This window comes from Streptomyces sp. IBSBF 3136, assembly GCF_036815105.1.
GTDB lineage: Bacteria > Actinomycetota > Actinomycetes > Streptomycetales > Streptomycetaceae > Streptomyces.
Map to the genome: position 1 here is coordinate 1 of NZ_JAJSZC010000224.1, position 22,797 is coordinate 22,797.

The 22,797-nt window shown below is 70.8% G+C and carries 20 protein-coding genes, 1 tRNA gene and 1 pseudogene; 12 read left to right on the plus strand and 10 right to left on the minus strand.

The features are described from left to right. Window positions 1–313: 313 nt before the first annotated feature. Entirely contained in the window at window positions 314–781 is a 468-nt protein-coding gene (locus tag V7E45_RS32940) for a GatB/YqeY domain-containing protein (protein ID WP_333777907.1), read from the minus strand. 131 nt (window positions 782–912) lie between these two features. On the opposite strand from V7E45_RS32940, the gene V7E45_RS32945 reads away from it, so the two are divergent. From V7E45_RS32945 to V7E45_RS32955, 3 genes are all read left to right on the plus strand, one after another. Next, entirely contained in the window at window positions 913–1,842 is a 930-nt protein-coding gene (locus tag V7E45_RS32945; RefSeq protein ID WP_333777908.1) for a metallophosphoesterase, read from the plus strand. Between the two features lie 124 nt (window positions 1,843–1,966). Beyond that, on the plus strand, window positions 1,967–2,725 hold the full coding sequence (locus V7E45_RS32950; protein WP_333777909.1) for a Pr6Pr family membrane protein: 759 nt from the start codon (window positions 1,967–1,969) through the stop codon (window positions 2,723–2,725). 65 nt (window positions 2,726–2,790) lie between these two features. Next, window positions 2,791–2,864: transfer RNA gene (locus V7E45_RS32955), tRNA-Pro, on the plus strand. Window positions 2,865–2,939: 75 nt separating this feature from the next. Here V7E45_RS32955 and V7E45_RS40760 read toward each other — a convergent pair. Then, entirely contained in the window at window positions 2,940–3,275 is a 336-nt protein-coding gene (locus tag V7E45_RS40760; RefSeq protein WP_443056314.1) for a tyrosine-type recombinase/integrase, read from the minus strand. A gap of 202 nt (window positions 3,276–3,477) precedes the next feature. On the opposite strand from V7E45_RS40760, the gene V7E45_RS32965 reads away from it, so the two are divergent. Beyond that, window positions 3,478–3,975: an allene oxide cyclase barrel-like domain-containing protein gene (locus V7E45_RS32965; RefSeq protein ID WP_333777910.1), complete on the plus strand. Its 498-nt coding sequence runs from the start codon at window positions 3,478–3,480 to the stop codon at window positions 3,973–3,975. 431 nt (window positions 3,976–4,406) lie between these two features. Here the strand turns inward: V7E45_RS32965 and V7E45_RS32970 are convergent, their stop codons facing one another. Together V7E45_RS32970 and V7E45_RS32975 are read right to left on the minus strand one after the other, a co-directional pair. Continuing rightward, window positions 4,407–5,297 (minus strand): helix-turn-helix domain-containing protein, encoded by an 891-nt coding sequence (locus V7E45_RS32970; protein ID WP_333777911.1) that lies wholly within the window; start codon window positions 5,295–5,297, stop codon window positions 4,407–4,409. 36 nt (window positions 5,298–5,333) lie between these two features. Next, the gene (locus tag V7E45_RS32975) at window positions 5,334–6,227 is read right to left on the minus strand and encodes a helix-turn-helix domain-containing protein (RefSeq protein WP_333777912.1); all 894 of its coding nucleotides are present in this window, start codon (window positions 6,225–6,227) and stop codon (window positions 5,334–5,336) included. Between the two features lie 178 nt (window positions 6,228–6,405). Between V7E45_RS32975 and V7E45_RS32980 the strand changes: the two are divergent. From V7E45_RS32980 to V7E45_RS33005, 6 genes and pseudogenes are all read left to right on the plus strand, one after another. Beyond that, window positions 6,406–6,807 (plus strand): annotated as a pseudogene (locus V7E45_RS32980) ((R)-mandelonitrile lyase); the annotation flags it as partial. 53 nt (window positions 6,808–6,860) lie between these two features. Beyond that, a complete protein-coding gene (locus tag V7E45_RS32985) occupies window positions 6,861–7,631 on the plus strand; it encodes an SDR family oxidoreductase (RefSeq protein WP_333777913.1) in 771 nt (256 codons plus the stop codon). A gap of 42 nt (window positions 7,632–7,673) precedes the next feature. Continuing rightward, window positions 7,674–8,603, plus strand: a complete 930-nt coding sequence (locus tag V7E45_RS32990; RefSeq protein WP_333777914.1) for an alpha/beta hydrolase — start codon at window positions 7,674–7,676, stop codon at window positions 8,601–8,603. A 57-nt stretch (window positions 8,604–8,660) separates the two neighbouring features. Further along, window positions 8,661–9,599: an alpha/beta hydrolase gene (locus V7E45_RS32995; RefSeq protein WP_443056315.1), complete on the plus strand. Its 939-nt coding sequence runs from the start codon at window positions 8,661–8,663 to the stop codon at window positions 9,597–9,599. Between the two features lie 236 nt (window positions 9,600–9,835). Beyond that, the gene (locus V7E45_RS33000) at window positions 9,836–11,002 is read left to right on the plus strand and encodes a low temperature requirement protein A (protein ID WP_333777915.1); all 1,167 of its coding nucleotides are present in this window, start codon (window positions 9,836–9,838) and stop codon (window positions 11,000–11,002) included. Window positions 11,003–11,441: 439 nt separating this feature from the next. Then, entirely contained in the window at window positions 11,442–12,512 is a 1,071-nt protein-coding gene (locus V7E45_RS33005) for an NADH:flavin oxidoreductase/NADH oxidase (RefSeq protein WP_333777916.1), read from the plus strand. Window positions 12,513–12,607: 95 nt separating this feature from the next. Here the strand turns inward: V7E45_RS33005 and V7E45_RS33010 are convergent, their stop codons facing one another. From V7E45_RS33010 to V7E45_RS33025, 4 genes are all read right to left on the minus strand, one after another. Continuing rightward, window positions 12,608–14,092, minus strand: coding sequence for an FG-GAP and VCBS repeat-containing protein (locus V7E45_RS33010; protein WP_333777917.1), 1,485 nt, complete (start codon window positions 14,090–14,092; stop codon window positions 12,608–12,610). A 265-nt stretch (window positions 14,093–14,357) separates the two neighbouring features. Further along, window positions 14,358–15,578: an acyltransferase family protein gene (locus V7E45_RS33015; RefSeq protein WP_443056316.1), complete on the minus strand. Its 1,221-nt coding sequence runs from the start codon at window positions 15,576–15,578 to the stop codon at window positions 14,358–14,360. A gap of 47 nt (window positions 15,579–15,625) precedes the next feature. Further along, window positions 15,626–17,800: a bifunctional polysaccharide deacetylase/glycosyltransferase family 2 protein gene (locus V7E45_RS33020; protein ID WP_333777919.1), complete on the minus strand. Its 2,175-nt coding sequence runs from the start codon at window positions 17,798–17,800 to the stop codon at window positions 15,626–15,628. A 25-nt stretch (window positions 17,801–17,825) separates the two neighbouring features. Next, a complete protein-coding gene (locus V7E45_RS33025) occupies window positions 17,826–18,281 on the minus strand; it encodes a hypothetical protein (protein ID WP_333777920.1) in 456 nt (151 codons plus the stop codon). Between the two features lie 236 nt (window positions 18,282–18,517). Between V7E45_RS33025 and V7E45_RS33030 the strand changes: the two genes are divergently transcribed. Beyond that, window positions 18,518–19,525 carry a glycoside hydrolase family 26 protein gene (locus V7E45_RS33030; protein WP_333777921.1) on the plus strand — a complete coding sequence of 336 codons (1,008 nt, stop codon included), beginning with the start codon at window positions 18,518–18,520 and terminating at the stop codon, window positions 19,523–19,525. Between the two features lie 110 nt (window positions 19,526–19,635). Continuing rightward, window positions 19,636–21,576, plus strand: coding sequence for an outer membrane protein assembly factor BamB family protein (locus V7E45_RS33035; RefSeq protein WP_333777922.1), 1,941 nt, complete (start codon window positions 19,636–19,638; stop codon window positions 21,574–21,576). A 98-nt stretch (window positions 21,577–21,674) separates the two neighbouring features. Here the strand turns inward: V7E45_RS33035 and V7E45_RS33040 are convergent, their stop codons facing one another. Together V7E45_RS33040 and V7E45_RS33045 are read right to left on the minus strand one after the other, a co-directional pair. Continuing rightward, window positions 21,675–22,103 carry a hypothetical protein gene (locus tag V7E45_RS33040; RefSeq protein ID WP_333777923.1) on the minus strand — a complete coding sequence of 143 codons (429 nt, stop codon included), beginning with the start codon at window positions 22,101–22,103 and terminating at the stop codon, window positions 21,675–21,677. Window positions 22,104–22,207: 104 nt separating this feature from the next. Continuing rightward, window positions 22,208–22,708: a DUF1877 family protein gene (locus V7E45_RS33045; RefSeq protein WP_333777924.1), complete on the minus strand. Its 501-nt coding sequence runs from the start codon at window positions 22,706–22,708 to the stop codon at window positions 22,208–22,210. Between the last annotated feature and the right edge of the window lie 89 nt (window positions 22,709–22,797).

Consider the following 22,797-nt stretch of genomic DNA (forward strand, 5'->3'; position numbering starts at 1 on the left):
CAGACGGACGGGGGAACAACGGGGGCAACCGGGGGCACCACGGGTGACGCCACCGGCGGCACCATCCCGACGCCGACCTTCTCCCTCCCCGGCAACTTCATCGAGGGCCAGACCAACGGCGGGCACAACGGCAACGGCGGTCGGCGCGGCTAGCCGGCACCGGGCCGCGGCGCCCTCCGGGCCCGGCTTCACCGCCCGGCGCTGAGCGCTTCCGCCCCTGACGTACGACAGCGGGGCCGCACCCCTTGGTAGGGGTGCGGCCCCGCTGTCGTCGGGCCGACGAGCCCGGCTGCCGTAGGGCGGCGCTCCAGGCTCAGCCCTGGAGCAGCTTCTTCACGACGGCGGCGACGCGGCCGCCCTCCGCCAGGCCGGCCACCTTCGGGTTCACGATCTTCATCACGGCACCCATGGCGCGCGGCCCCTCGGCACCGCCCGCCTTCGCCTCCTCGACGGCCTGGGCGACGATCACGTTCAGCTCGTCGTCGGACAGCTGCTTGGGCAGGTAGGTGGCGAGCAGCTCGCCCTCCGCCTTCTCCCGCTCGGCCGACTCCGCACGACCACCCTGCGCGAAGGCGTCGGCCGCCTCACGGCGCTTCTTGGCCTCCTTGGTGATCACCTTGAGGACCTCGTCGTCGGAGAGCTCGCGCTTCTCCTTGCCCGCGACCTCCTCCTTGGTGATCGCGGCGAGCGTCAGCCGGAGCGTCGAGGAGCGGAGCTCGTCGCGCTCCTTGATCGCGGCGTTGAGGTCGTCGTGCAGCTTCGACTTGAGCGTGGTGGTCATGTCGTCGATTGTCGCAGCTACGACGACGCGCGCGCCCGCGCATTTAAGGGCGGCCGGTCCTTGGGCCCTGGCGCCCGCATATTTTGGGGCGGCCGGTCCGGGGCCCTGGTGAGGTCTGACACGATGGAGGTATGCGCGCGCGATACGGAGTACCCCTGGGAATCATGGCGGCGGGAGCCGCCGGAGTGGCGTACGCGGCGGGCTTCGAGGCCCGCTCCTTCCGCCTCCGACGGGTGACGGTCCCCGTCCTCCCGCCGGGCATGCGCCCGCTGCGCGTGCTCCAGGTATCCGACATCCACATGGTCGGCGGGCAGCGCAAGAAGCAGCGCTGGCTGCAGTCGCTGGCCGGCCTGCGCCCCGACTTCGTGATCAACACCGGCGACAACCTCTCGGACCCCGAGGGCGTCCCCGAGGTCCTCGACGCGCTGGGCCCGCTGATGGAGTTCCCGGGCGCGTACGTCTTCGGCTCCAACGACTACTACGGCCCCCGGATGCGCAACCCCGCCCGCTACCTGCTGGAGAAGGCCAGCGGCAAGCACGGCCTGAACGGCAACGCGCCGGCGGTGGGCGTCATCCACAACCCCTGGGAAGACCTCAGGGACGGCTTCGACGCGGCGGGCTGGCTGAACCTGACGAACACGCGGGGCGTGCTGAAGGTCGAGGGCGTGTCGATCGAGCTGACCGGCCTGGACGACCCGCACATCAAGCGCGACCGCTACGCCCGGGTCGCCGGCGGCCCCTCGGGCACGTACGACTTCTCGATGGGCGTCGTGCACGCGCCGTACCTGCGTGTCCTGGACGCCTTCACGGCGGACGACTACCCGCTGGTCCTGGCGGGCCACACACACGGCGGCCAGCTGTGCATCCCCTTCTACGGCGCGTTGGTCACCAACTGCGACCTGGACACGGACCGGGTGAAGGGCCTGTCCCGGCACACGGCCGAGGGGCGCACGTCCTACCTCCACGTGTCGGCGGGCTGCGGCACCAACCGCTACACGCCGGTACGGTTCGCCTGCCCGCCGGAGGCGACGCTGCTGACGCTGGTGGCACGGGAGCGGTAGCCCGTAGGGGAGGCGCAGGTCCCGGGCCCTCTTTTTCGGCACCGCCGGCCGGCCGGTGCACCCGTTAACCCACCCGGACTGCCCGGAATGGCCGCGTTCCTCACCTTTGCCTAGCGTGAGGGGCATGACCGCTCCGATACCCAGGGACATCCCGGACCTGCCCGCGGTCCCGGGCCCGCCCCTCCTGCTGCCCGCCCCGGTCCCGGCCACGGCGGTGGTCGCCCCGATCCGCCGCCCGCCGGTCGCGGTGTTCCGCTTCCTGACCGCCCTGGCCGCGGCGGCGGGCGTGGCCATGGAACTCCTCCTGGGCACCCCCGCCCGGACCCTGAGCTACTTCAGCGTCCAGACGAACATCCTGGTGGCGGTGGTCATGCTCCTGTCGGCGTCGAGGGCCTGGCGGGCCCGACGCCCACTGCCCTCGTCATTGACCGGCGCGACACTCCTCTACGCCGTGATCGCCGCACTGGTCTACCACCTGCTCCTGGACCACACGGCGCCCCCGTTCGCCATGACGGACGCGACGGCGCCCCCGGCCCGCTGGCACGCCCAGTGGGCGACCCTCCAGGTGCTCCACGTGATGGTCCCGACGGCGGTCGTCCTGGACTGGCTGCTCCTCACCCCGTCGGCCCGCCTGCACCTGCGCCAGGCGGCGGCCTGGCTTCTCTACCCCTTGGCCTACCTGGCCTTCTACCTCACCCGAGCCGCCCTCCTGGCCCCCTCGACCCCGGCGCACTACCTCTACCCGTTCCTCGACGCCGACGCCGACGGCTACCGCAGCACCCTCGCGAACGCCCTCCTCACCGGCCTCGCGATCTACGCCCTCGCGATCCTCCTGATCGCCGTCGACCACACCCGCCCGACCCCGACCCGCCGCCGCGTCTAAACCGGATTTCGTCTCCGGCCACCGGTGGGCTAAAGTAAACGACGTCGCCGCGACAGCAGCGACATCGGGGTGTAGCGCAGCTTGGCAGCGCGCTTCGTTCGGGACGAAGAGGTCGTGGGTTCAAATCCCGCCACCCCGACACAGGTCAGAGGCCCATTCACGTGATCGTGAATGGGCCTCTGAGTGTTTGTACAGCAGCGGAGTACAGCGACCGCTATGGCTCTTGACGACCGTCCCCGTCCGGCCGCTCCTCCTGCTTGCGTTTGCCCTTCTTCTTGCCGTCCTTCTGCTTGCTGCCGCCCAGAGCCTTCCCGAGCTTCCGCAGAACCCGTCGGGTGTCCGCCGAGGGAACGTGCGTGTAGACCTCCATGGTCACCGCGATCTCGGAGTGGCGCAGGATCTGCATCGCGATCCGAGGGTGGACATCGAGGGCGGCGAGGAGCGAGGCGCACGTGTGGCGGGTGTCGTGCACGCGAATCCGGCGGACGCCGGCGCGCTCGCAGCGGCGGTCGGCCCGCATCGAGCCGATCGTCGCCGACGAGGAGCTCATGGCCCGGCATCGCCTGGAGCTGCCGTTCGCCTTCGTGCTGAGCTCCGCCGCCCGACGTTGGTCCGACCGGCTGGATATGCCGGTGGTTCGTGCCGGGGTGCTCCGCGGCGCGGCGGAGCCAAGGTTATGAAGGGTATCGAACGGAATCGGATGGAAGTTCGCCATCCGTTCATTGCCGAACATCAACCTCAGGAGTCGCACGATGCGCCCCATCAGAGCGGCCTGCCTCGGCACGGCCACGCTGGTCACCCTCCTCGCCTGCACCCCCGTCGCGGCCGCCGCGACGGACACCGGTTCCGCCCAGGCCAGGGATAAGGCCCGGATCATCACACTCCTGGCCGAGGTGCAGCAGCTGACCCGCTTCCCCGTCGCCCCTGGCAGCGTCTCGCAGGGCGATCAAGTCGTCGTCCGCTCGGACCTCTTCGACGAGGCGCACAACAAGGTCGGCGAGACCCACGGCACCTGCACCACCACCCGGGGCGGCGCCGATGAAGCGGAGCAGTGCGTCGTGACCTACACCCTCCCGGGCGGCCAGCTCACCGTGCAGGGAATGTACTTCAACTACCTCGACCAGGGTCCCTTCGACAACGCGATCACTGGGGGCACCGGGGAGTACAAGAAGGCTCGCGGCTGGGTCCACTCCGACACGATCGCCACAACCCCCAAGCTCGTGAGGCGCTTCACGATCCACCTCGTCTGACGGACCCGGACGTCCACATAATCCCGGAATCCGGCCTTCTCACCGGCCGCGGCGCGCGCACCATTGGAGACCTGATGTAGGTGTGTTCCCCGCGTGCCCCGCCGAATGAGACAGCCCCCTGTCAAGACCGCCTGCGGCGGCTGACATCGACAAGCACGAACGGCAGCGGTCGAGACCGGACCCCACCGAACGATCGGCCAAGGCACAGGGGCCGTTGGCCAACGTCGGCAGACCCCTGTGATCGACCTGATACGGATGAGGATTTCGCCGTCCACGCGCACGCGACGTCCACCCGGCGGTGACGGCGGGTGGACGACCACGCAATGGGGTCGGCGATGCCTTGAGGATCATCCCCGGCGCACGGCCCCGCACTCGAAGTCTGCCGGACGAGGCGAGGCCGGACGGACGGTGCCGCTGTCCTGTCCCCGCCGCTATCGGCCACGCAGATCTGTCTGCGACGCCGGGGAACGCGCGGGGGGCGGGGCCGCTTTGTGTGCTGCTGCCAGGATGCGGAGTCCCTTCGCGGAGGGGCTGTCCGGCGGGGCGGTCCAGACGACGATGTGCTGGTCGGGCGCGGTGGCGCTGGTGAGGGTGTCCCAGTCGAGGGTGAGGGTTCCGGCGATGGGGTGGTGGAAGGTCTTGTTGCCGGTCCCCTGGACGGCGACCTGGCGTGTCTGCCACCAGTTCTGGAAGTCGGCGTGGGGGGCCATCTTGGCGAGGAGGTGCTGGAGGCGGGGGTCGTCCGGGCGGTGGGCGGTGTGCATGCGCAGGTAGGCCACGCAGGCGTGGGCTCCGGCGGGCCAGTCGTCGTAGAGGGCCCGCAGGGCGGGGTCGTTGAACAGCAGCCAGACGTAGTTGCGGTCGGCTTCGGGGACCTGTGCGAAGTCGGTGAGGAGTGCGGCGGCGAGGCGGTTCCAGGCCAGGACGTCCATGGTGTCCGACAGGACCACGGCGGGTGACTGTACGAGCTGGTCCAGGAGCCGCAGGCACTGCTCAGGTACGTCCCGACTTGACCGGGTGGGCGGGTCGCTGGGGGCGCGGCCGGCGAGCTCGAAGAGGTAGGTGCGCTGGTCGCCGGTGAGGCGCAGGGCGCCGGCGACGGCTTCCAGGACGGGGAGAGATGCCTGAATGCGGCCCTGCTCGATGCGGGTGTAGTAGTCGGTGCTGATCGCGGCGAGCTGCGCGACCTCTTCGCGCCGTAGGCCCGCCACCTTGCGCGGGGTTCCGGTGTCGGGAAGGCCGACCTGGAGGGGCTCGAGGTCGGCCCGGCGGGCCTTGAGGAAGACGCCGAGTTCTTTCGGGTCGCCGTTGCCGCTGCTCATGACTCCAGTGTGACCCCGCCCCGTGCCGGGGCGCGATCACCCGGGCACGGTGCCGCCGGTGTCTGCGCTGCCGTCCGCGGGGGCCGGGGCCGTGCCGTTGCTCCAGGAGGCGAGGATGCGCAGTGCGTCGTGGGAGGGGGAGCCGGGTTCGGCGGTCCAGATGACCAGGTGCTGGTCGGCGTCGACGGTCGGGGCCAGGGTGTCCCAGTCGAGGGTCAGGTCGCCGACGACCGGGTGCCGCAGGACCTTGGTGCCGACGCCGCGTACCGCGACGTGGTGGGCGGCCCACCAGCGGCGGAAGTCGGCGTCCTGGAGCGACAGCTCGCCGACGAGTCCGGCGAGGCGCGGATTTTCACTGTCGCGGGCGGCTTCCATGCGCAGCTGGGCCACGCAGGCGTGGGCGACGTTCGCCCAGTCGGCGTACAAATTCCGCATCGAGGGTTCGGTGAAAAGCAGCCGTATGTAATTCCGGTGCTTTTCCGGAATCGTGGAGAAATCGGTGATGAGAGCCGCCGCGAGGGGATTCCAGGCGAGAATGTCCATACGGCGTCCCAGGACGATTCCCGGGGTGGTCCCCAGGTCGTCGAGGAGCCTTCGCAGGCGGGGCTGCACGCGCTGCGCGGCGCGGCGCGCCGGCCGGGCCGGGAGGCGCCCGGCGACTTCGAGCATGTAGGTGCGCTGGTCGTCGTCCAGGTTCAGGACACGGGCGAGGGTGTTGAGCACGGGCGCGGATGCCTGCATACGGCCCTGCTCAAGGCGGGTGTAGTAGTCAGTGCTGATGGAGGCGAGGACGGCGACCTCCTCACGTCGCAGGCCGCTCACGCGCCGCCGCCCCCCGGTATCGGGAAGCCCGGCCGTACGAGGGTCGAGTTCGGCGCGGCGGGCCTTGAGGAAGGCCCCGAGCTCGTCGGGGCGTGCACTACTGCTCATGCCCCCAGTCTCACCCCGGCCGCCACGCCGGTGGGAGGGAGGATTTTATCCCAGGATGAAACCCTCCTCTTCAAAGGGTACGTAAAGGTGTGCGACGGTTTTGGAGTGCCCGGGAGACCCACGGGTGTCGAAACACTCTGATCAGTCATTGCTGTGCAATGGCGCGGGAGAACACATTATGGAGTTCGCCGAACGCCGGGCCACCACGAAGGGGCCTGCCGAGTGGTTCACCGGGGACGTCTGGTTCGACGTCATCCACGCCGGCCAGGAGCCGTCACGGATGCGGGCCAACCTGGTCCGGTTCGCGCCCGGCGCCCGCACGCACTGGCACTCCCACGTCCTCGGCCAGACCCTGCACGTCGTCTCCGGCACTGCCCTCGTCGGCACCCGCGACGGTCTCGTGCTGGAGGTCCGCCCCGGCGAGACCGTCACCTGCCCGCCGGGTGAAGAGCACTGGCACGGCGCCGCTGCGGAGTCCTTCATGGAGCACCTCGCCCTGTGGGAAGGCACTGCGGACACCACCCCCGAAACCGACTGGCGCGAGGCGGTCACCGCCGAGCAGTACCGGCGCCGTCGCAGCACGAGCGGCTGTAGCCCCCTCCTGGCCGCATCCGGAAAGGAACAAGGATCCTCATGCCCGCCATCGAACGTGTCCTCGTCGTGGGGGCCACCGGCCGCACCGGCCGACACGTCGTCGCGGCGGCGGCTGCCCGGGGCCTGACCCCCGTGGCGCTCGCCCGCGACGCATCCCGCGCCGGCAAGGTCCTGCCGCCCGGCACCGAAATCGTCACCGGTGACCTCACCGCCCAGGACGCCCTGACCGACGCCGTCCGCGACATCGACGCGGTGATCTTCGTCCACGGCTCCGACGACGACTCCCGCCCCGAGTCCTTCGAACACATCGACTACGGCGGCGTCGCCAACCTCCTGGGCGCACTCGGCGAACGCCGGCCCCGGATCGTGCTGCAGACCACGATCTTCGTCACCCGACGCGACCACTACTTCAACGACGGCGGCCATGCCCTGGACTGGAAACGCCGCTCCGAACGGCTCGTACGGCTCAGCGGCGCCCCGTACACGATCGTGCGCCCCGGCTGGCTCGACGCCGGGCAGGGCGGATCCCACGTCCGGATCGAACAAGGCGATGCCGGGGACGACGGCATCAGCCGCAAGGCCTTGGGCGCCCTCCTCGTCGAAGCCCTCCTCGACGAGGAAGCGCTGGGCAGGACCTTCGAGGCCTTCTCCGGTCCCGGCCCCGCCACGAAAAACTTCACCGCCCTCTTCAACGAAACCCGGCCGGACGCCTCCGGAGCCCTGGACGCCGTCAAGGACACCCCCAACCTGCCCCTGGACGACGAACCGGCCCGCGTCCGGGACGACCTCGCGCACCTGCGCACCCACTGACCACCCCACCGCACCACCGACCACACCAGCAGGAGCATCACGATGAACGCCATCACCTTCCCCAACGGCCAGATCACCATGGCGGGCAACCTCTACCTGCCCGAGGATCTCGACCGCACCAGCCGCCACGCCGCGGTCGTCGTCGTCCACCCCGGCGGCGGCGTCAAGGAACAGGCCGCCGGCCTGTACGCGAGCAAGCTCGCCGAGCAGGGCTTCGTGTCCCTCGCCTTCGACGCCTCCTACCAGGGCGACAGCGGCGGCGAGCCGCACCACCTGGAAGACCCCTACGCCCGCGTCGACGACATCCGCGCCGCCGTCGACTTCATGCAGACCCTCGACTACGTCGATCCCGAGCGCATCGGCACCCTCGGCATCTGCGCCGGCGGCGGCTACAGCGTCAACGCCGCCATGACCGACTACCGGATCAGGGCCCTGACCACCGTCAGCGCCGTCAACATCGGCACCAGCTTCCGCCGCGGCTGGTACGGCACCGACTCCGACGCCGCCGCCGTCCCCACCCTCAAGGCCGTCGCCCAGCAGCGCACCGCGGAAGCCTCCCAGGGCGCCGAGCCCACCTATCTCCCCTACGTCCCGGCCGAGCCGGACGAGAACACCCCCCGCGACCTGGTCGAGGCAGGCGACTACTACCTCACCCCGCGTGCCCAGCATCCCAACGCCAAGAACAAGTTCCTCTTCACCAAGAGCGTCTCGCGGATCTTCACCTTCGACGCCTTCCACATGGTCGAGGACCTGCTCACCCAGCCGATCCTCGTCGTGGCCGGCAGCGAAGCAGGATCCCTGTGGATGTCCACGGAACTCCACGGCCGCGCTCGCACGACCAAGCAGCTGCAGATCGTGGAGGGCGGTACGCACATGGACTTCTACGACATCCCCAAGTACGTCGACCAGGCCATCGCCGCGGCTACGCCGTTCTTCACCGAGCACCTCGCTGCCCCTGCCGACCAGGACTGACCGCCAGACTCCGAGGCCCGGTACCTGCTCGGGCCCACAGCGACAAGGAGCTGCCCCATGAGCGGCACCATCAAGCACGTCACCGTCAGGGCTCTCGCCTGGGACCTTGCCGCCGACGTCCACCTCCCGCCCGGCTTCGACGAGAGCGAGACCTACCCCGCCATCGTCAGCGTTCATCCCATCGGCTCGTGCAAGGAGCAGACAGCCGGCAACGTCTACGGGACGGCACTGGCGGACGAAGGGTTCGTCGTCATCGCCTTCGACGCCAGCTTCCAAGGGGCGAGCGGCGGTGAACCGCGCTCGATCGAGGACCCGGTGTTCCGGGTCCAGGACATCAGCTACGTCATCGACTACCTGGTGACGCTGCCGTACGTCGACGCCGACCACATCGGTGTCATCGGCGTGTGCGGCGGTGGCGCCTACTCGATCAACGCCACCATGACCGATCGCCGTATCAAGGCGGTCGGCAGCGTGACGGGCGTGAACTTCGGGCGCCTCATGCACGAATCCTTCAGCGGCTATGACCCCATCGGCGTGCTCGACGCCGTGGCCGAACAGCGGACGGCGGAGGCACGGGGAGCAGAGCAGCGTGTCACGCAGTACCTTCCCGCCTCTCCCGAGGCGGCCAGGGAGCAGGGACTGACCGAACTCGACCTGTTCGAAGCCACCGACTACTACCGCACCACGCGCGGCGAAAAGGCCGGCGGACGCACCGAAGGGCTGTTCTCCCGGCAGGGGTCCGCGCTCGGCTGGGACGCGTTCCACCGTGCCGAGGTACTCCTGACACGGCCGCTGTGCGTCGTCGTCGGAGACAGGCCCGGTGCCTTCGGCGCCTACCGCGACGGCCTGGAGATCTACCGCCGCGCAGGGTCCAAGGACAAGGAACTGGTCGTGGCGGAAGGGTTCTCGCACTACGACCTGTACGACAAACCCGAACCGGTCAAGATCGCTCTGGAACACCTGGTTCCGTTCTACAAGAAGCACCTCAGCCCGTGAGGCCACCGTGCCCGGTCCAGTGCCCGACCAGTCGGGAGGGCCGTCGAGGGGGGGGGGGGGGGGGGGGGGGGGGGGGGGGGGGGGGCGGCCCCCCCCCCCCCCNCGCCCCCCCCGGGGGGGGGGGGGGGGGGGGGGGGGGGGCCCGCCCCCGGGGCCCCCCCCCCCACCACCTGCACCCGCCCCCGGATCGCCGCAGGCGAGATTCCCTGCCTGAGCCAACCTGGGAGAACCTGATCATGAGCAGCGTGCCCGAGTCGCTGAGACTGCGGCGGGAGGTCTCCCCGCTGGAGCTGTTCTACGACCTCGTCTTCGTCTTCGCGATCTCCCAGCTCTCCCACCACCTCCTGGAGCACCTCACCTGGCGCGGCGCCGCGGAGACAGCCGTGCTGCTGGTCGCCGTGTTCGGCACCTGGGCCTACACCAGCTACGAGGCCACCCTCCTCGACGTCCACCGCAAGGTCACCCGGTGGATGATCGTCATCGTCATGGGCCTCGGCCTGTTCATGAACGCCGCGATCCCCGGCGCCTTCGAAGACCGCGCCTGGGCGTTCGTGATCCCGCTCCTGGCGATCCTCTTCTTCGCGGGCGCGGTAACGGCCGTCGCCGGCCGCACCGACGCTCTGCGCGAGCACTTCCGCCGCACCCTGGTCTGGATGGCGGTCTCCGCGCCCCTGTGGGTCGCCGGAGCCGCAGTCGGCTCAGGCCCCCGGCTGTGGTGGTGGGCTGCCGCGGCCCTGGTCGACCTCACCGGCACCTGGCTCGCCCACCCGCTGCCCGGCCGCACCCTCAGCAGCCGCGAGCTCGCCTTCGACGCCGAGCACATGCTCGAACGCCTCCGGCTGCTCTTCATCATCCTGCTCGGCGAGACCGTCCTCACCACCGGCCGCGCGATGACCGAAGCACCCATCGACCTCCCCAGCGTCCTCGCGACCGCCGGCGTCTTCACCGCCCTCGTATGCCTGTGGGCCGCCTACTTCGGCGGCGGCGAAGACGTCATCACCACCGCCGTCGCCACATCCACCGACCCCGTGCGCTTCGTCCGGCTCGGGGTCAATAGCGCCTACCTCGTCCTGGCCGCCCTGGTCGCTCTCGCCGTCGGCAGCGAACTCGTCATCACCCACCCCACCGGCCACGGCTCCCTCACCCTCGCCCTCCTCCTTTTCGGCGGACCCGCCCTCTACCTCGCCACCACCGCCTGGTTCTTCCACACCACCGCCGGCGGCGCCTGGAAGGAACGCTTCCTCGCCGCCGCCGTCCTCGCCGTCATCGGAACAGCGGCCGTCTGGCTGCCCCCGCTCGCCTCCCTGGCCCTCCTCGACATCATCCTCATCACCACCGCAGTCATCCTCACCCGCGCCCACCGACGCCTGACGGTCTCCCTGAAGACAGCGGCCACGGACTGAACGAAGCTCGGAGCAGCCGCGATAGCCGTGGGTGGGTTCTTCGCGGGTGAAGTTCCGCGGCTCCACCGGGGTGCCGTTGCGGGTGGTGAAGACGAGGTCCGATTCCGTCCAGGGATCCGCGGCCCGCGTCCTCGCCGCCTCCTGCTCCTTCTCGCGCAGCCGGAGGGCCGCCAGGCAGATGTCCGGCAGCGGAAGCACCGCCTCGGACACCCCCGTCTTGGCCGTATCGGTGTGCAGCAGGCGCCGGCGAACGCGCTGCGACTGGTGGCACTCCCCCGTGGCATCCGCGCGGGTGAGCACGCCTGACCGGTGGTGTGTGCCACGAGCAGCCGGGGTACTCGGGTGCACCCACCGTGCGGGCGCCCCGCAGGAATGCAGGCCGTCACGGCTCGACGGTTGCGAGGCACCCGGCGTCCACATCGCTCCTGCGAGGCCTCCGATGAGCCGTCTCTTCTCGCCGCTCACCCTCCGTGGCACGACCTTCCCGAACCGGGCCTGGGTGGCCCCCATGTGCCAGTACAGCTCGGTCGACGGCTACCCGCAGGACTGGCATCTGGTCCATCTCGGCTCCCTGGCACGCGGCGGGTCCGGCCTGGTCATGCAGGAGGCCACCGCAGTGGAACCTGAAGGCCGGATCACCCCTTCCGACGCCGGCATCTGGGATGACGGGCAGGCCGCCGCGTACAAGCGGATCACCGACTTCGTCCACGGGCAGGGGGCCATTGCCGGCATCCAGATCTCCCATGCCGGCCGCAAGGCGTCGACCGCACCGCCCTGGGAGGGTGACATGTACGTCGAACCGGAGGCCGGAGGATGGCAGACGGTCGCACCGTCACCGCTGCCGTTCGGCGACTGGCCGGCCCCGCGGGAGCTCGGCGCGAACGACATCCGCGCTCTGGTCCGGGCCTTCGGCGAGGCCGCCGCGCGGGCGCTGGCCGCCGGCTTCGAGGTCCTGGAGATCCACGCTGCGCACGGCTATCTGCTGCACCAGTTCCTGTCACCGCTGTCCAACCACCGCAGCGACGAGTACGGAGGCGATCTCGACGGGCGCAGCCGTTTCCTCGTCCAGGTCACCGACGCCGTACGGGCGCAGTGGCCGGAGGACCGCCCGCTGTTCGTACGCTTCTCGGCCACGGACTGGGCCGACGGCGGCTGGACCCCGGAGGAGACGGTCGAGCTGTCGCGGCACCTGGTGGCCCACGGCGTCGATCTGGTGGACATCACCAGCGGCGGGCTCGTCCACAACGCCCGTATCGAAGTGGAGCCCGGCTACCAGGTGCCCTTCGCCCGAACCGTCCGCGAGGGCGCGGCCCTGCCCGTCTCCGCGGTCGGTCTGATCACCGCACCGGAGCAGGCCGACCAGATCCTCGTGGACCGCTCGGCCGACGCGATCATGCTCGCGCGCGAACTGCTGCGCAACCCGACCTGGCCGCTCCGCGCGGCCCACGTGCTCGGTGACGACGTCCCGTGGCCGAAGCAGTACCAGCGCGGCCGCCCACGTCATCGCTGAGGCCGTCGTCGCCCGAGCACCCGGGTGAGCCCCGAGAACAGCGGGAAGGCCCAGGTCGTCTGCCTGGGCCTTCCCGCTGCTCTTCGTGATCAGGTCTAGTCGGCGAACACTGCCCCGTACTGCGGGGTGCCCGACGTCGAGAGGCCCGAGGTGCTTGCGGAGATGGCTCGGGAGCCGGTCGTGACGATCTTCGTGCCGTTGGACGGCAGGTAGGTGACCGCGCCGTCGCCGCCGTTCTCGTACGAGCCCACGATCAGGTCGGCCTTGCCGTCGCCGGTGACGTCGTCCAGCTTGACGTCGGCGCCGAACAGGTCGTTCTTCTCGTCGCTGCCGGGGACGCCCGCGGTGCTCTGGGCGAACGACTGCGCGCCGGAAGCGGTGTTCAGGCCGTTCGCGGAGCCGTACAGGACGGTCACGAAGCCGGTGTTGCTCACGCCGTCGATGTCCTCCTGGGGCGCGGAGACGACCAGGTCCTGGTAGCCGTCGCCGTTGATGTCGCCGAGGTCGAGGTCCCAGCCGAAGGCGTCGCCCTTCTCGGAGGTACCGGGTACGCCGTTGGTGTTCTGGGTGATGTAAGTGGTGCCGGCCGGACCGGAGGCCGAGCCGTAGGTGATGTTCGCGCGGCCGCCGTCGGAGGAGTCCGGCACGGGGACGGGGTTGTCGCCCTCGGTCTTGCTGTTCCAGTCGGCACCCGTGACGATGTCGCCGAAGCCGTCGCCGTTGATGTCTCCGATGCCGGTGACGATGCCGGTCCTGAGCTTGACCGCACCGGCGGCGCTGAGGCCGGACGAGGTGCCGGGCAACCAGTAGTTGGTGTTCCAGCCGTTGTCGGTCTGCGTCTCGAAGCCGTCGACGACGAGGTCGGTGCGGCCGTCGCCGTTGACGTCGCCCGCGGTGAGGTTCATCGGGCCCTGGGAGGGGGAGCCGGACTGGATCGGCGGCTTGACGGTCGTGCGGCCGCCAGGGGTGCCGGCCGTGGTGAAGCCGCCCTTGTAGAGGTAGAGGGTGGCGGCGGAGCTGCCGACGACCAGGTCGGCCTTGCCGTCGCCGTCGAAGTCGCCCGCGGCCAGGTTCTTGCCCCAGTAGTCGTGCGAGGAGGGGGCCGGGTCGTCCACGGTGACGCCCTTGCCGGTCAGGCCGCTCTTGGAGCCCCACAGGATGGCCACGGTGCCGCCGTCGGTGTCGGTGCCCACCTTCTCGTCGGGCGTGCCCACGGCCAGGTCGTCGTAGCCGTCGGCGTTGAAGTCCGCGTAGGCGGTGTCGACGCCGAAGAAGTCGCCCGTCTCGGAAGTGCCGGGGACACCGGAGCTGTTCTGGCTGAGGGTGGTGCGCTTGGTGCTGGTGACGCCGGTGGTCGAGCCGTAGAGCACGACGACCGCGCCCGCGTTGGCGTGCCCGCTGACGGAGGCGCCGGGCGCGGAGGCGACGATGTCGCCCATGCCGTCGCCGTTGAAGTCGGCCCGCGCGACCTTGAAGGAGTCCGCGGCGGAGGCCGGAAGCGCCGCGATGGTGAGCAGACCGCCGGTCAGCGCGGCCGCGGTGGCCGTCGCGAGGGCGAGTCGCAGGTGCTGCTTGTGCATGCGTTGTCTCCTGCTGCATGCGGGATGCCGGGGGCATCCGCAGTCGATGGGGTGCGAGTCCGCCCGTGTTCGCCCGGAGTTGTCCTGGGCGTCATGAGCATGTCGACGAACAAGAGACTCACGTCATGACACAACGGTTGTACAGCGATCTCGTCCGGGGGCGACCGCTCCCGTGACCGGCACGGACGCCTCGGCGGCTCACACCCGCACACCGGTGGTCCGGGGGCGGGTGCCAGGCGGTGTCCGACAGCCGCTGCCGCGGCGGTCAACGGCCCCTCCGGCGGCCCTTCGCCCGGCGTGGGTAGGGGAAGAGGCGTGGGCGGCGCTTGGCCGCCACGTCCTCTATCCAGCCGAAGAGGAGGATCGCCAGGCAGATCAGGGGGACGGCGATCGCCAGGGGGGTCCACTGGCTCATGAGCAGCCATTGGGCGTGGTCGTAGAAGAAGGAGTTGCTCCAGAGCGGGTCGATCAGGGGCTCGGTGAGGACCAGGGCGAAGGAGTGCCACAGGTAGACCGTGACCGCGCGGGAGTTGAGCAGGCTGATCACTCCGTTGAACCGCTCCAGCGGCTTGGGCCAGCGCTCCCAGGAGGGGCTCAGGTGGAGCAGCAGCAGCACCGCGCCGAAGGACCAGATCGCCTGGGCGACCGGGATCGCCTCCAGGTCGTGCCCGGTGCGGGGGTCGTCCACCGGTGACTGCATCAGCCACCAGAAGCCGAACATGAGCACCAGCGGGGCGAGGGACGGCACGACGTACTGCGGGATCTTGCGGAGCAGGCCCTCGGCGTGGGCCATGCCGAGCAGCCAGCAGGCGCCGAAGGTGGTGAAGTCGGTGGCGGCCTCCATCAGCCGGCCGGACTGGTCGAACAGGCCGGAGTTGATGAGGAACGCGAGCGCCAGCGGCACCAGCAGCGTGACCCAGGGCAGCTTGCGCATCGCCTTGAGCATGAGCGGGGACAGCAGGACGTACCAGAGGTAGGCGCGCAGGTACCAGAGGGGGACACAGATCTGCTCGGCCCAGGAGGCCGGCAGGTGCCCGCCGAAGGTGTGCAGCGTGGCCCCGAAGGGCGGCTCGCTGAACGGCAGGATCCAGTAGGCCAGATCGGCCCACCACCAGTTGGGGTGATGGTGGTCGGGCCGCCAGCCCTGCAGGAACATGAGAGGCACCACGACCGCGCCGAACAGCCACATCGGCGGCAGCAGTCGGCGCAGCCGGCCGCGGATCACGCTCAGCGCCGGACGCTTGAGGGACCGCACCATCAGCGATCCGGCCAGCGCGAACATGACGCCCATGGAGGGGAAGACGATCGGCAGCCAGGTCCAGCTGAAGTTGTGGTAGACCACCACGCGGACCAGGGCGAGCGCCCGCAGCAGGTCGAGGTAGCGGTCGCGGCCGGGCTTGCGCGCCGGCGCCGGGGCCGCGGTCTCCTCCGGCTCCGCGTCGCGCTGCTGGGGGAACGCGGCCGGGTCCAACACCCGCAGGGCCATGGTCTCGGAGGAGTCCTGGATGCCGAAGGCACCTGGTTCCACGGTACTCATGAGGAGATCGCCCCCGTCGTGACGTCGAGCCCGACCTCACCGGTGCGGCGCAGCTTCTGCCAGCGCAACCGGCCTCCGGTCAGAGCGGTGATGGCGGACTGCAGCAGCACCATGTACATGAGCACCCGGTAGACCACCTGCTGGGCGGGCAGCGTGATCAGGTGCCACGCCTTCTCCCTGTCCAGGTGGAAGGACCACCAGGCGCAGACGGCCTGCAGGGCCATCACCGCGAACCACGCGGCGAGGGTCTTGTACGCGTCGACGAAGACCACGCCGTAGACCATGCCGATGTCGATGGCGGGCGCGAGCAGCGGGGTGATCACCATGAACAGGGCGACGAACGGCAGGCCCACCCGGCCGAAGTGGCCGGCCGGGCCGCGCTCCAGCAGCGAGTGCCGGTGCTTCCACATCGCCTGCATGGTGCCGTAGCTCCAGCGGTAGCGCTGCGACCACAGCTGCTTCATGCTGACCGGCGCCTCGGTCCAGGCGCGGGCGTCCTCGGCGTAGACGACCCTCCAGCCGGCCCGGTGCAGGGCCATGGTCACGTCGGTGTCCTCGGCGAGCGTGTCGTCGCTCATGCCGCCCGCCTGGTCGAGCGCCGTACGGCGGAAGCCGCCCACGGCGCCTGGGATGGTCGGCATGCAGTTGAGGACGTCGTACATGCGGCGGTCGAGGTTGAAGCCCATCACGTACTCGATGTGCTGCCAGGCGCCGATCAGTGTGTCGCGGTTGCCGACCTTGGCGTTGCCGGCCACCGCGCCGACGCGCGGGTCGGCGAAGGGCTGCACCAGTTCCCGGACGGTGGAGGGTTCGAAGACCGTGTCGCCGTCCATCATGACGATCAGGTCGTACGAGGCCGCGGCCACACCGGTGTTGAGGGCGGCCGGCTTGCCGCTGTTCGGCTGCCGGATCAGCCGGACCATGGGCAGGTCCAGCTCCTCCACGATGGTGGCCGTGTCGTCGGTCGAACCGTCGTCGACCACGATGACCTCGATGGGATGGTCGCTTCTGGCCAGGGAGAGCAGGGTGTTGGTGATGCACTCCTGCTCGTTGTACGCGGGCACCACCACGGTGACCGGTTCGGTGACCGGGTCGCCCCAGGAGAAGCCCTTCTTGCGGGTGCGCCGCACATGGACGGCGGAGAGCACCAGCATCAGCGCGAACCGCGCCATGACCAGCACACCGACGACGGCCAGCAGCCCGACCAGCCACGGCATCATCCACACCGAGGCGGTGGTGCACCACAGGAACGCCTTGCCGACCCACAGGCTGAAGCTGCCGACCTCGGTGTTGGCGGAGCCGGTGCCGAGCGCCTCGCCGATGGTCCTGAAGGTGTAGCCCTGGGCCTTGAGCTTGTCGATGATGACGGGCAGCGCGGCCAGCGTCTCGGCCCGGTTGCCGCCCGCGTCGTGCAGCAGGATCATCTCGCCCTGGCCGGGCAGGTCGGGCATGGCGGCCTTGACGATGGAGTCGACGCCGGGGCGCTTCCAGTCGTCGGTGTCCTTGTCGATGAAGGCGGTCAGGTACCCCTCGGAGCCGGCCTGCTTGGTCACCGGCCACGACCAGTCGTCCAGCGCGTCGACGGTGGAGGAGTACGGCGGGCGGAACAGGCTGGAGTGGATGCCGGCGACACCGGCCAGCGCGAGCTGGGTCTCGCCCAGTTCCCAGGTGAGCCGGGAGCCGGAGTGCAGTGCGAGGTCGGGGTGGGTGAAGGTGTGCAGGCCGATCTCGTGGCCGTCGGACACGATCTGACGGATCAGCGCCGGGTTGCGGGTCACCATCGAGCCGGTGACGAAGAAGTCGGCGCGGATGTCCTCGTCCTTCAGCACCTTGAGGATCTTCGGCGTCCACTGGGTGGACGGGCCGTCGTCGAAGGAGAGGACGACGGTCTTGTCCGGGATGGTGTAGTTGACCGGCTTGTCGTTCTTGTCGCCGCGTGCGTCGACGATCGGGCCGCCCTCCAGCACGCTGGTCGGGACGGTGCCCTTGTCCACGGAGACGGCGATGCGCTCGTCGTGGAAGACCTCGTTGTTCGCCATACCCCGGAGCACCATCAGCGCCAGCAGGGTCGCCAGTACGGTCACCGGCAGGAAGAAGCGCAGGGGTGGCGCGGCGAGTCGGCGCGGCCGCGCGATGGACTGCCGGGAGCGTTGACGGCGGGAGCGGGACATGGACTTCCTGGTGTTCGCGTCTGAACTACTGCGCGGGGGCGGTCACGGGGCTCGACGCTCCCGTGCCGGCCGCCGTCGCGGCGGGGAGCGACGCGGTGGCGTCGGGGGTGACCGCCGGGGCGGTGGCGGACGCGGTGCCGGGCACCGTCGCAACTCCCGCCGCGCCGACGGGGACTGACGCGGTGGCGCCAGGGAGGGCCGCTGTGGCGGTGGTGGTGCCCTTGCCGGCCCCGGCCACGCCGGGGGCCGCGGGCAGCGGCGCGTTCAGGTACTGGCTGGGCGGCGTGGTGTTCGCGGTGTGCGGGACGGTGAGCCCGGGCGCCTGCGACTGGGTGCCGACGAGGCCGAAGATCATCGCTACCACGAATCCGGTGCAGACGATGCCCACCAGCCAGCCCAGTCCGCGCAGTCGGCGTCCGCGCAGACCGGTCTGGTCCACAAAGACGGGAGAAGGCTCGACCTCCGTGGAGGAACTGGTCATCGGCGGTTCGAGCCTTCTTTCGAGGTGTTACGACTGCAGGCTCGGCGCCGCCGAAAGCAGTGAGGTGCGGAAATGCTGATAATGCTTATGAATTGGGGAGCAAATGGACACCAGCCAAGCTGTCCGGAATCATCTAACTAGATTAATATGAAGATTCAGTGAATGTCACGCGGGTCTCGTAGAGTTGGGTGACGTCGCACCCTCCTTTTGCCTCCTGTTCGATGGGACCCGCACGTATGGCCATATCCCGCCGCCGCAACCGCCTGACGGTCGCCGCGCTCCTCATGGCCGCCGTCACGTTCCTGGTGGATGCCTGCGGCGGCACGGGTGACGGGGGCGCCGAGGCGGGTCCGGCCACCACCGCGGCCGCGCGCTTCCGGGTCTCGTCCATGCCCGAGCCGGCCGGCCGCGCACTCGGTGTCGTCGACGACAAGACGCCCTGGCAGTACGGCATCGTCGACGCCTTCACCAAAGAGGCCGGACGGGCCCCGGACATCCGCGAGTACTACAGCTCCTGGGGCGACGACTTCGACACCGAGGGCAACGCCTTCCTGTGGCAGCACGGCCAGTTGCCCATGATGGCGCTGGTGCCCACCGACGTCTCGCTCGCCGACATCGCCAAGGGCGGGGAGGACGCGTACCTCCGCCGGCTGGCGGGACAGATCGCCGCCTACGACGGCCCGCTGGCCCTCTCCTTCGCCGGCGAGATGAACGGTCCCTGGAACTCCTGGGGCCCCAAACACACCAAGCCCGCCGACTTCGTCGCGGCGTGGAAGCACGTGCACGACGTCTTCGCCGCACAGCACGTCACCAACGTGCTCTGGGTGTGGACTCCGCACGTGGTCGACTCGGGCACCCCCGCCACACTGCGTCCCTACTACCCGGGCAACGCCTACGTCGACTGGGTCGGCCTCATCGGCTACTACGGGCCGATCGACGGCGCCGCCTTCTCCAGCCTGTTCACCCCCTCCCTGCGCCAGATCGCGGCCTTCTCCCGCAAGCCGGTGCTGATCGCGGAGACCGGGGTGGCGGAGAGCGGCCAGAAGGAGGCGCACATCCGTGACCTGCTCCGGGGCGCCGCCGAAGCCGGCGTCATCGGGCTCGTCTGGTACGACCAGCGCAAGGACTGGCCGGGCAGTAAGCAGTTGATGGACTGGCGGATCAGCACCTCGATGGGGGCGCTCGCCGCGTTCAAGGTGGAGTCGGGCCGGTACGGCTTCGGTCATTCGTTCAAGACCGGCTGACTCCGGGGCAGTCAGGTACATCCGCGCGCAGGTACGCACGGAACGACATTTATCGTGGCGCATCACTGCGGCTGGCGCATGCGGATGCCCGACCAGGGGAGATCACGGAGATGACGACGGAATCGTCGCCGGGCCAGGGGGCTCCGCAGGAGGACGGCTGGGCCTTCCGGCCCCGCAGGTCCGCTGCCGGCCCGCAGCCCTACGGGGAACGGCAGCGGCCGGAGCCGGCCGCGCCGTGGGACGACCGCTCGTCGGCCGCGTCCTGCGACGGCGGGCCGTCGGACGAACCGTGGGGAGGCGCGTCGTCGGACGAACGGTACGGCCGGTCGTCGGACGAGCCGTTCGGACGGTCGTCGGACGAGCCGTTCGGACGGTCGTCGGACGAGGACTACGGCAGGGCGTCGGACGAGCGCCGGGGCGGCAGGTCGTCGGCCGGGACCTGGGACGGCGGTTCGCCGGGTGAGCGGTACGGCGGATCGTCGGCCGCGCCCTGGGACGGTGGGGCGGCGGACGTACCGCGGGGCGGACGGTCCTCGGCCGCGCGTCACGGCGGTTCGTCGGCCGAGCCGCACGGCAGGGCCTCCGGCACGCGGTGGGACTCCACCATGCCGCTGCGGTTCCCCGAACCCCGCACCGGTGCCCACGAGGACATGCCCGAGCCGGGTCGCCGGACACCCCCGCGCACCGGGAGCGGAGGCGGATCGGCGGACCAGGGGTCCGGAATCCCGGCGGGGGCGAGTGCCTCGCTCGACCGGGCGGCCCTCCACCGCCCCGAGCCCGCCGCGGCGCAGCCGCAGCCCTCTGCGGGTGCGAACGGCAAACGGGACGGGAAGGCCAGGCGGGGCGGCAGGATCGCGCTCGTCCTCGCCGTCCTCGCCGCCGCCGGCGGGGCCGCCGCCGTCCTGCTCAAGCAGGAGGACGCCGTCGCCCTCGCCTCGAAGAACCTGACGCGGGCGTGGGAGATACCGGCGCCGGCCGCCGACGACGCGCTGGTCGGCAGCTGGCTCACCGACGAGCTGCTCGTCCGGGCCGGCACCCGGGGCGGTCTGCGGGCCTACGGCCTCACCGACGGCAGGCAGTTGTGGCGCGCCGCGCCCTCCGCCGCCGCCGTCAAGCGCGGGGCCGTCCCCTGCGGGATGTCGCCGACGCTCAGCGCCCAGGGCATCGGCACGGTCGCCTTCGGCAAGGACGGCAGCACCTGCACCTGGCTGGCCGGCGTCAAGGCGTCCACCGGCAAGATCCTCTGGTCCATGCCGCTGACCAGCAAGAAGCACCCCGCGGCCGCGACCGCGACGACCTACGTCCAGGGCGACGTCGCCACCGTCGTCAGCGAGAACTTCCTCGGCGGTGTGGACGTCCGCACGGGCAGCCGCACGTGGGGCTACAAGGCCCGCGGTCACTACTGCAACGCCTACGACTGGGGTGGCGACGGCGTCGTGCTGGTGGACGACTACTGCCTCGACCAGAAGAACAGGTTCACCCTCACCTCGTACGACGGGAAGACCGGGAAGGTGATCTGGCGGAAGTCCGAGAAGGCCCACTCGCACGTGCCGCACATCCTGTCCGGCTCGCCGCTGGTCGCCGCCGTGCACACGGCGCACCAGGACGCCGTGCGGGTCCTCGGCACCACCGGGACCGGCCGCAAGCTGGCCGTGGGCGACGACGAACTCACGCCCGGCAACGGCACCGGCGCCGACCACTCCGCCCGGCTCTACGGCAACGTCCTGGTCACCCCGGCCTCGGCCGCCGGCAGCGCGGTGGTCGACGGCTTCGACACCACCACCGGCCGCAAGCTCTGGACCCTGCGCTCCGCCGCGCTCGCCGTCCCCGCGTCCGGCGCGGGCGGCAAGGTGTACGCCGTCGCCACGTCCGGCTCCCCGCAGCTGGTCACCGTCGACCCGCGCACCGGTCGCACCACCCCGGTCGCGGGCCTGCCGGTGGGCAGCGGCAAGTGGAGCTTCACCACCGGCACCGTGTACGTCACCCCGGACGGCGGCGTGCTCGAACTCAACGCCCTCGGCTCGAACGGCGGCGTACGGCTGTACCGGTAGGGCGCGTGGCCGCTTCGGGTGTGCCGACCGGGGCGCCGCAGGGGCCCTGCCCGGGTGCCGGGCCGGGCCCCTGGTCAGCGGGTCAATGGGTCAGTGGGTCAGTGGGTTTCCTTTCGTCTGCTGCGTACGACCCAGGTCGCTCCGCCGATGGCCAGGGCTATCGGCCACTCCAGGGCTCCGGCCACGGTCAGGACTCCGAGGCCGCCGTAGAAGAGCATGTCGCGGGCCGGTACCTTCTGCAGGCTCGCGGGCAGGTTCTCCACGCTGGGGTACGGGATCGGGACCGCGGGGTGGAACGTGCGGGTGTGCAGGTGCAGGCCCGTGCCGTCGGGGTGGCCCTGTCCGGGGCGTGTCCGCTGGGTACGCGCGGGGCCGGCCGGTGTCCGCCGGCCCCGGTCACCGTGCCGCGCCTTCTCGGCCCGCACACGCTCAGCGGGCTCCAGCGTGGTCAGGGCGGCGTCGGAGTACCTCCTGCGGGCCCGTTCCCGCTCGGCGGGCTCGAGTACGGTCTGAGCTGCCGTAACCATCCCGTCTCCTCCTCTCCTCCGAGTCGGTTGGGTTGCCTCTTCCATGGTCGCTCGCCGCGCCGCGAGCCTCCTGGCGGGTGGCGCCGGATTCGCTGTCCCGGGGGTCAGTCCTGTTCGGCCAGCCACTTCACGACCGCCTCACCGTGCCCGGCCGTCCGCGCGTAGAACGCCGTCAGTTCCCGGTGCGCCGCCGCGAACGCCCCGCGTGCCTCGGGCTCCGCGGTCGCGCCGCCGTAACGGGGCAGCAGTTCGTGCCGGGCGCTCCCCCACAGCGCGCCGAAGTCGGCCGTCTCCAGGAAGTCCGACACCTGGTGCACCTGGGCCGCCGTCAGGACCAGGAACGGCTGCCGGCGCGGGTCGGGGTGGAGGACCGGCCGGCCGCCGAGCACCACCTGGGACCTCGGCCCGGTCCGCGTCGGGCGCCCGAGGGCGCCGGAGTACAGGACCTCCTGGTCCGGGCGGCATCCGTCGCGTACGTCGGCGCGGTGCCTGCCGGTGCGCCGGCAGACCGTCCGCAGGTCGTCATGGAACAGCCGTTCCAACCAGGTGACGCTGTTGCGCAGTGCCGGAGGCGGCACCGCTCGCAGGTGCAGGTACGTGGTCATCACAGAAGGAGCGCGCGGCGGCGGCGAAGCGTCACACCGTCGTACCGGCCCGGGCGCGTGACCGCCCCCTCCCCGCGCCCTCCCCGTCC

What these genes read in the sequence shown, in the direction of transcription:
- V7E45_RS32940 (WP_333777907.1), bottom strand. Translation starts at nt 781, where the DNA reads ATGACCACCACGCTCAAGTCGAAGCTGCACGACGACCTCAACGCCGCG.
- V7E45_RS32945 (WP_333777908.1), top strand. Translation starts at nt 913, where the DNA reads ATGCGCGCGCGATACGGAGTACCCCTGGGAATCATGGCGGCGGGAGCC.
- V7E45_RS32950 (WP_333777909.1), top strand. Translation starts at nt 1,967, where the DNA reads ATGACCGCTCCGATACCCAGGGACATCCCGGACCTGCCCGCGGTCCCG.
- V7E45_RS40760 (WP_443056314.1), bottom strand. Translation starts at nt 3,275, where the DNA reads ATGAGCTCCTCGTCGGCGACGATCGGCTCGATGCGGGCCGACCGCCGC.
- V7E45_RS32965 (WP_333777910.1), top strand. Translation starts at nt 3,478, where the DNA reads ATGCGCCCCATCAGAGCGGCCTGCCTCGGCACGGCCACGCTGGTCACC.
- V7E45_RS32970 (WP_333777911.1), bottom strand. Translation starts at nt 5,297, where the DNA reads ATGAGCAGCGGCAACGGCGACCCGAAAGAACTCGGCGTCTTCCTCAAG.
- V7E45_RS32975 (WP_333777912.1), bottom strand. Translation starts at nt 6,227, where the DNA reads ATGAGCAGTAGTGCACGCCCCGACGAGCTCGGGGCCTTCCTCAAGGCC.
- V7E45_RS32985 (WP_333777913.1), top strand. Translation starts at nt 6,861, where the DNA reads ATGCCCGCCATCGAACGTGTCCTCGTCGTGGGGGCCACCGGCCGCACC.
- V7E45_RS32990 (WP_333777914.1), top strand. Translation starts at nt 7,674, where the DNA reads ATGAACGCCATCACCTTCCCCAACGGCCAGATCACCATGGCGGGCAAC.
- V7E45_RS32995 (WP_443056315.1), top strand. Translation starts at nt 8,661, where the DNA reads ATGAGCGGCACCATCAAGCACGTCACCGTCAGGGCTCTCGCCTGGGAC.
- V7E45_RS33000 (WP_333777915.1), top strand. Translation starts at nt 9,836, where the DNA reads ATGAGCAGCGTGCCCGAGTCGCTGAGACTGCGGCGGGAGGTCTCCCCG.
- V7E45_RS33005 (WP_333777916.1), top strand. Translation starts at nt 11,442, where the DNA reads ATGAGCCGTCTCTTCTCGCCGCTCACCCTCCGTGGCACGACCTTCCCG.
- V7E45_RS33010 (WP_333777917.1), bottom strand. Translation starts at nt 14,092, where the DNA reads ATGCACAAGCAGCACCTGCGACTCGCCCTCGCGACGGCCACCGCGGCC.
- V7E45_RS33015 (WP_443056316.1), bottom strand. Translation starts at nt 15,578, where the DNA reads ATGGCCCTGCGGGTGTTGGACCCGGCCGCGTTCCCCCAGCAGCGCGAC.
- V7E45_RS33020 (WP_333777919.1), bottom strand. Translation starts at nt 17,800, where the DNA reads ATGTCCCGCTCCCGCCGTCAACGCTCCCGGCAGTCCATCGCGCGGCCG.
- V7E45_RS33025 (WP_333777920.1), bottom strand. Translation starts at nt 18,281, where the DNA reads ATGACCAGTTCCTCCACGGAGGTCGAGCCTTCTCCCGTCTTTGTGGAC.
- V7E45_RS33030 (WP_333777921.1), top strand. Translation starts at nt 18,518, where the DNA reads ATGGCCATATCCCGCCGCCGCAACCGCCTGACGGTCGCCGCGCTCCTC.
- V7E45_RS33035 (WP_333777922.1), top strand. Translation starts at nt 19,636, where the DNA reads ATGACGACGGAATCGTCGCCGGGCCAGGGGGCTCCGCAGGAGGACGGC.
- V7E45_RS33040 (WP_333777923.1), bottom strand. Translation starts at nt 22,103, where the DNA reads ATGGTTACGGCAGCTCAGACCGTACTCGAGCCCGCCGAGCGGGAACGG.
- V7E45_RS33045 (WP_333777924.1), bottom strand. Translation starts at nt 22,708, where the DNA reads ATGACCACGTACCTGCACCTGCGAGCGGTGCCGCCTCCGGCACTGCGC.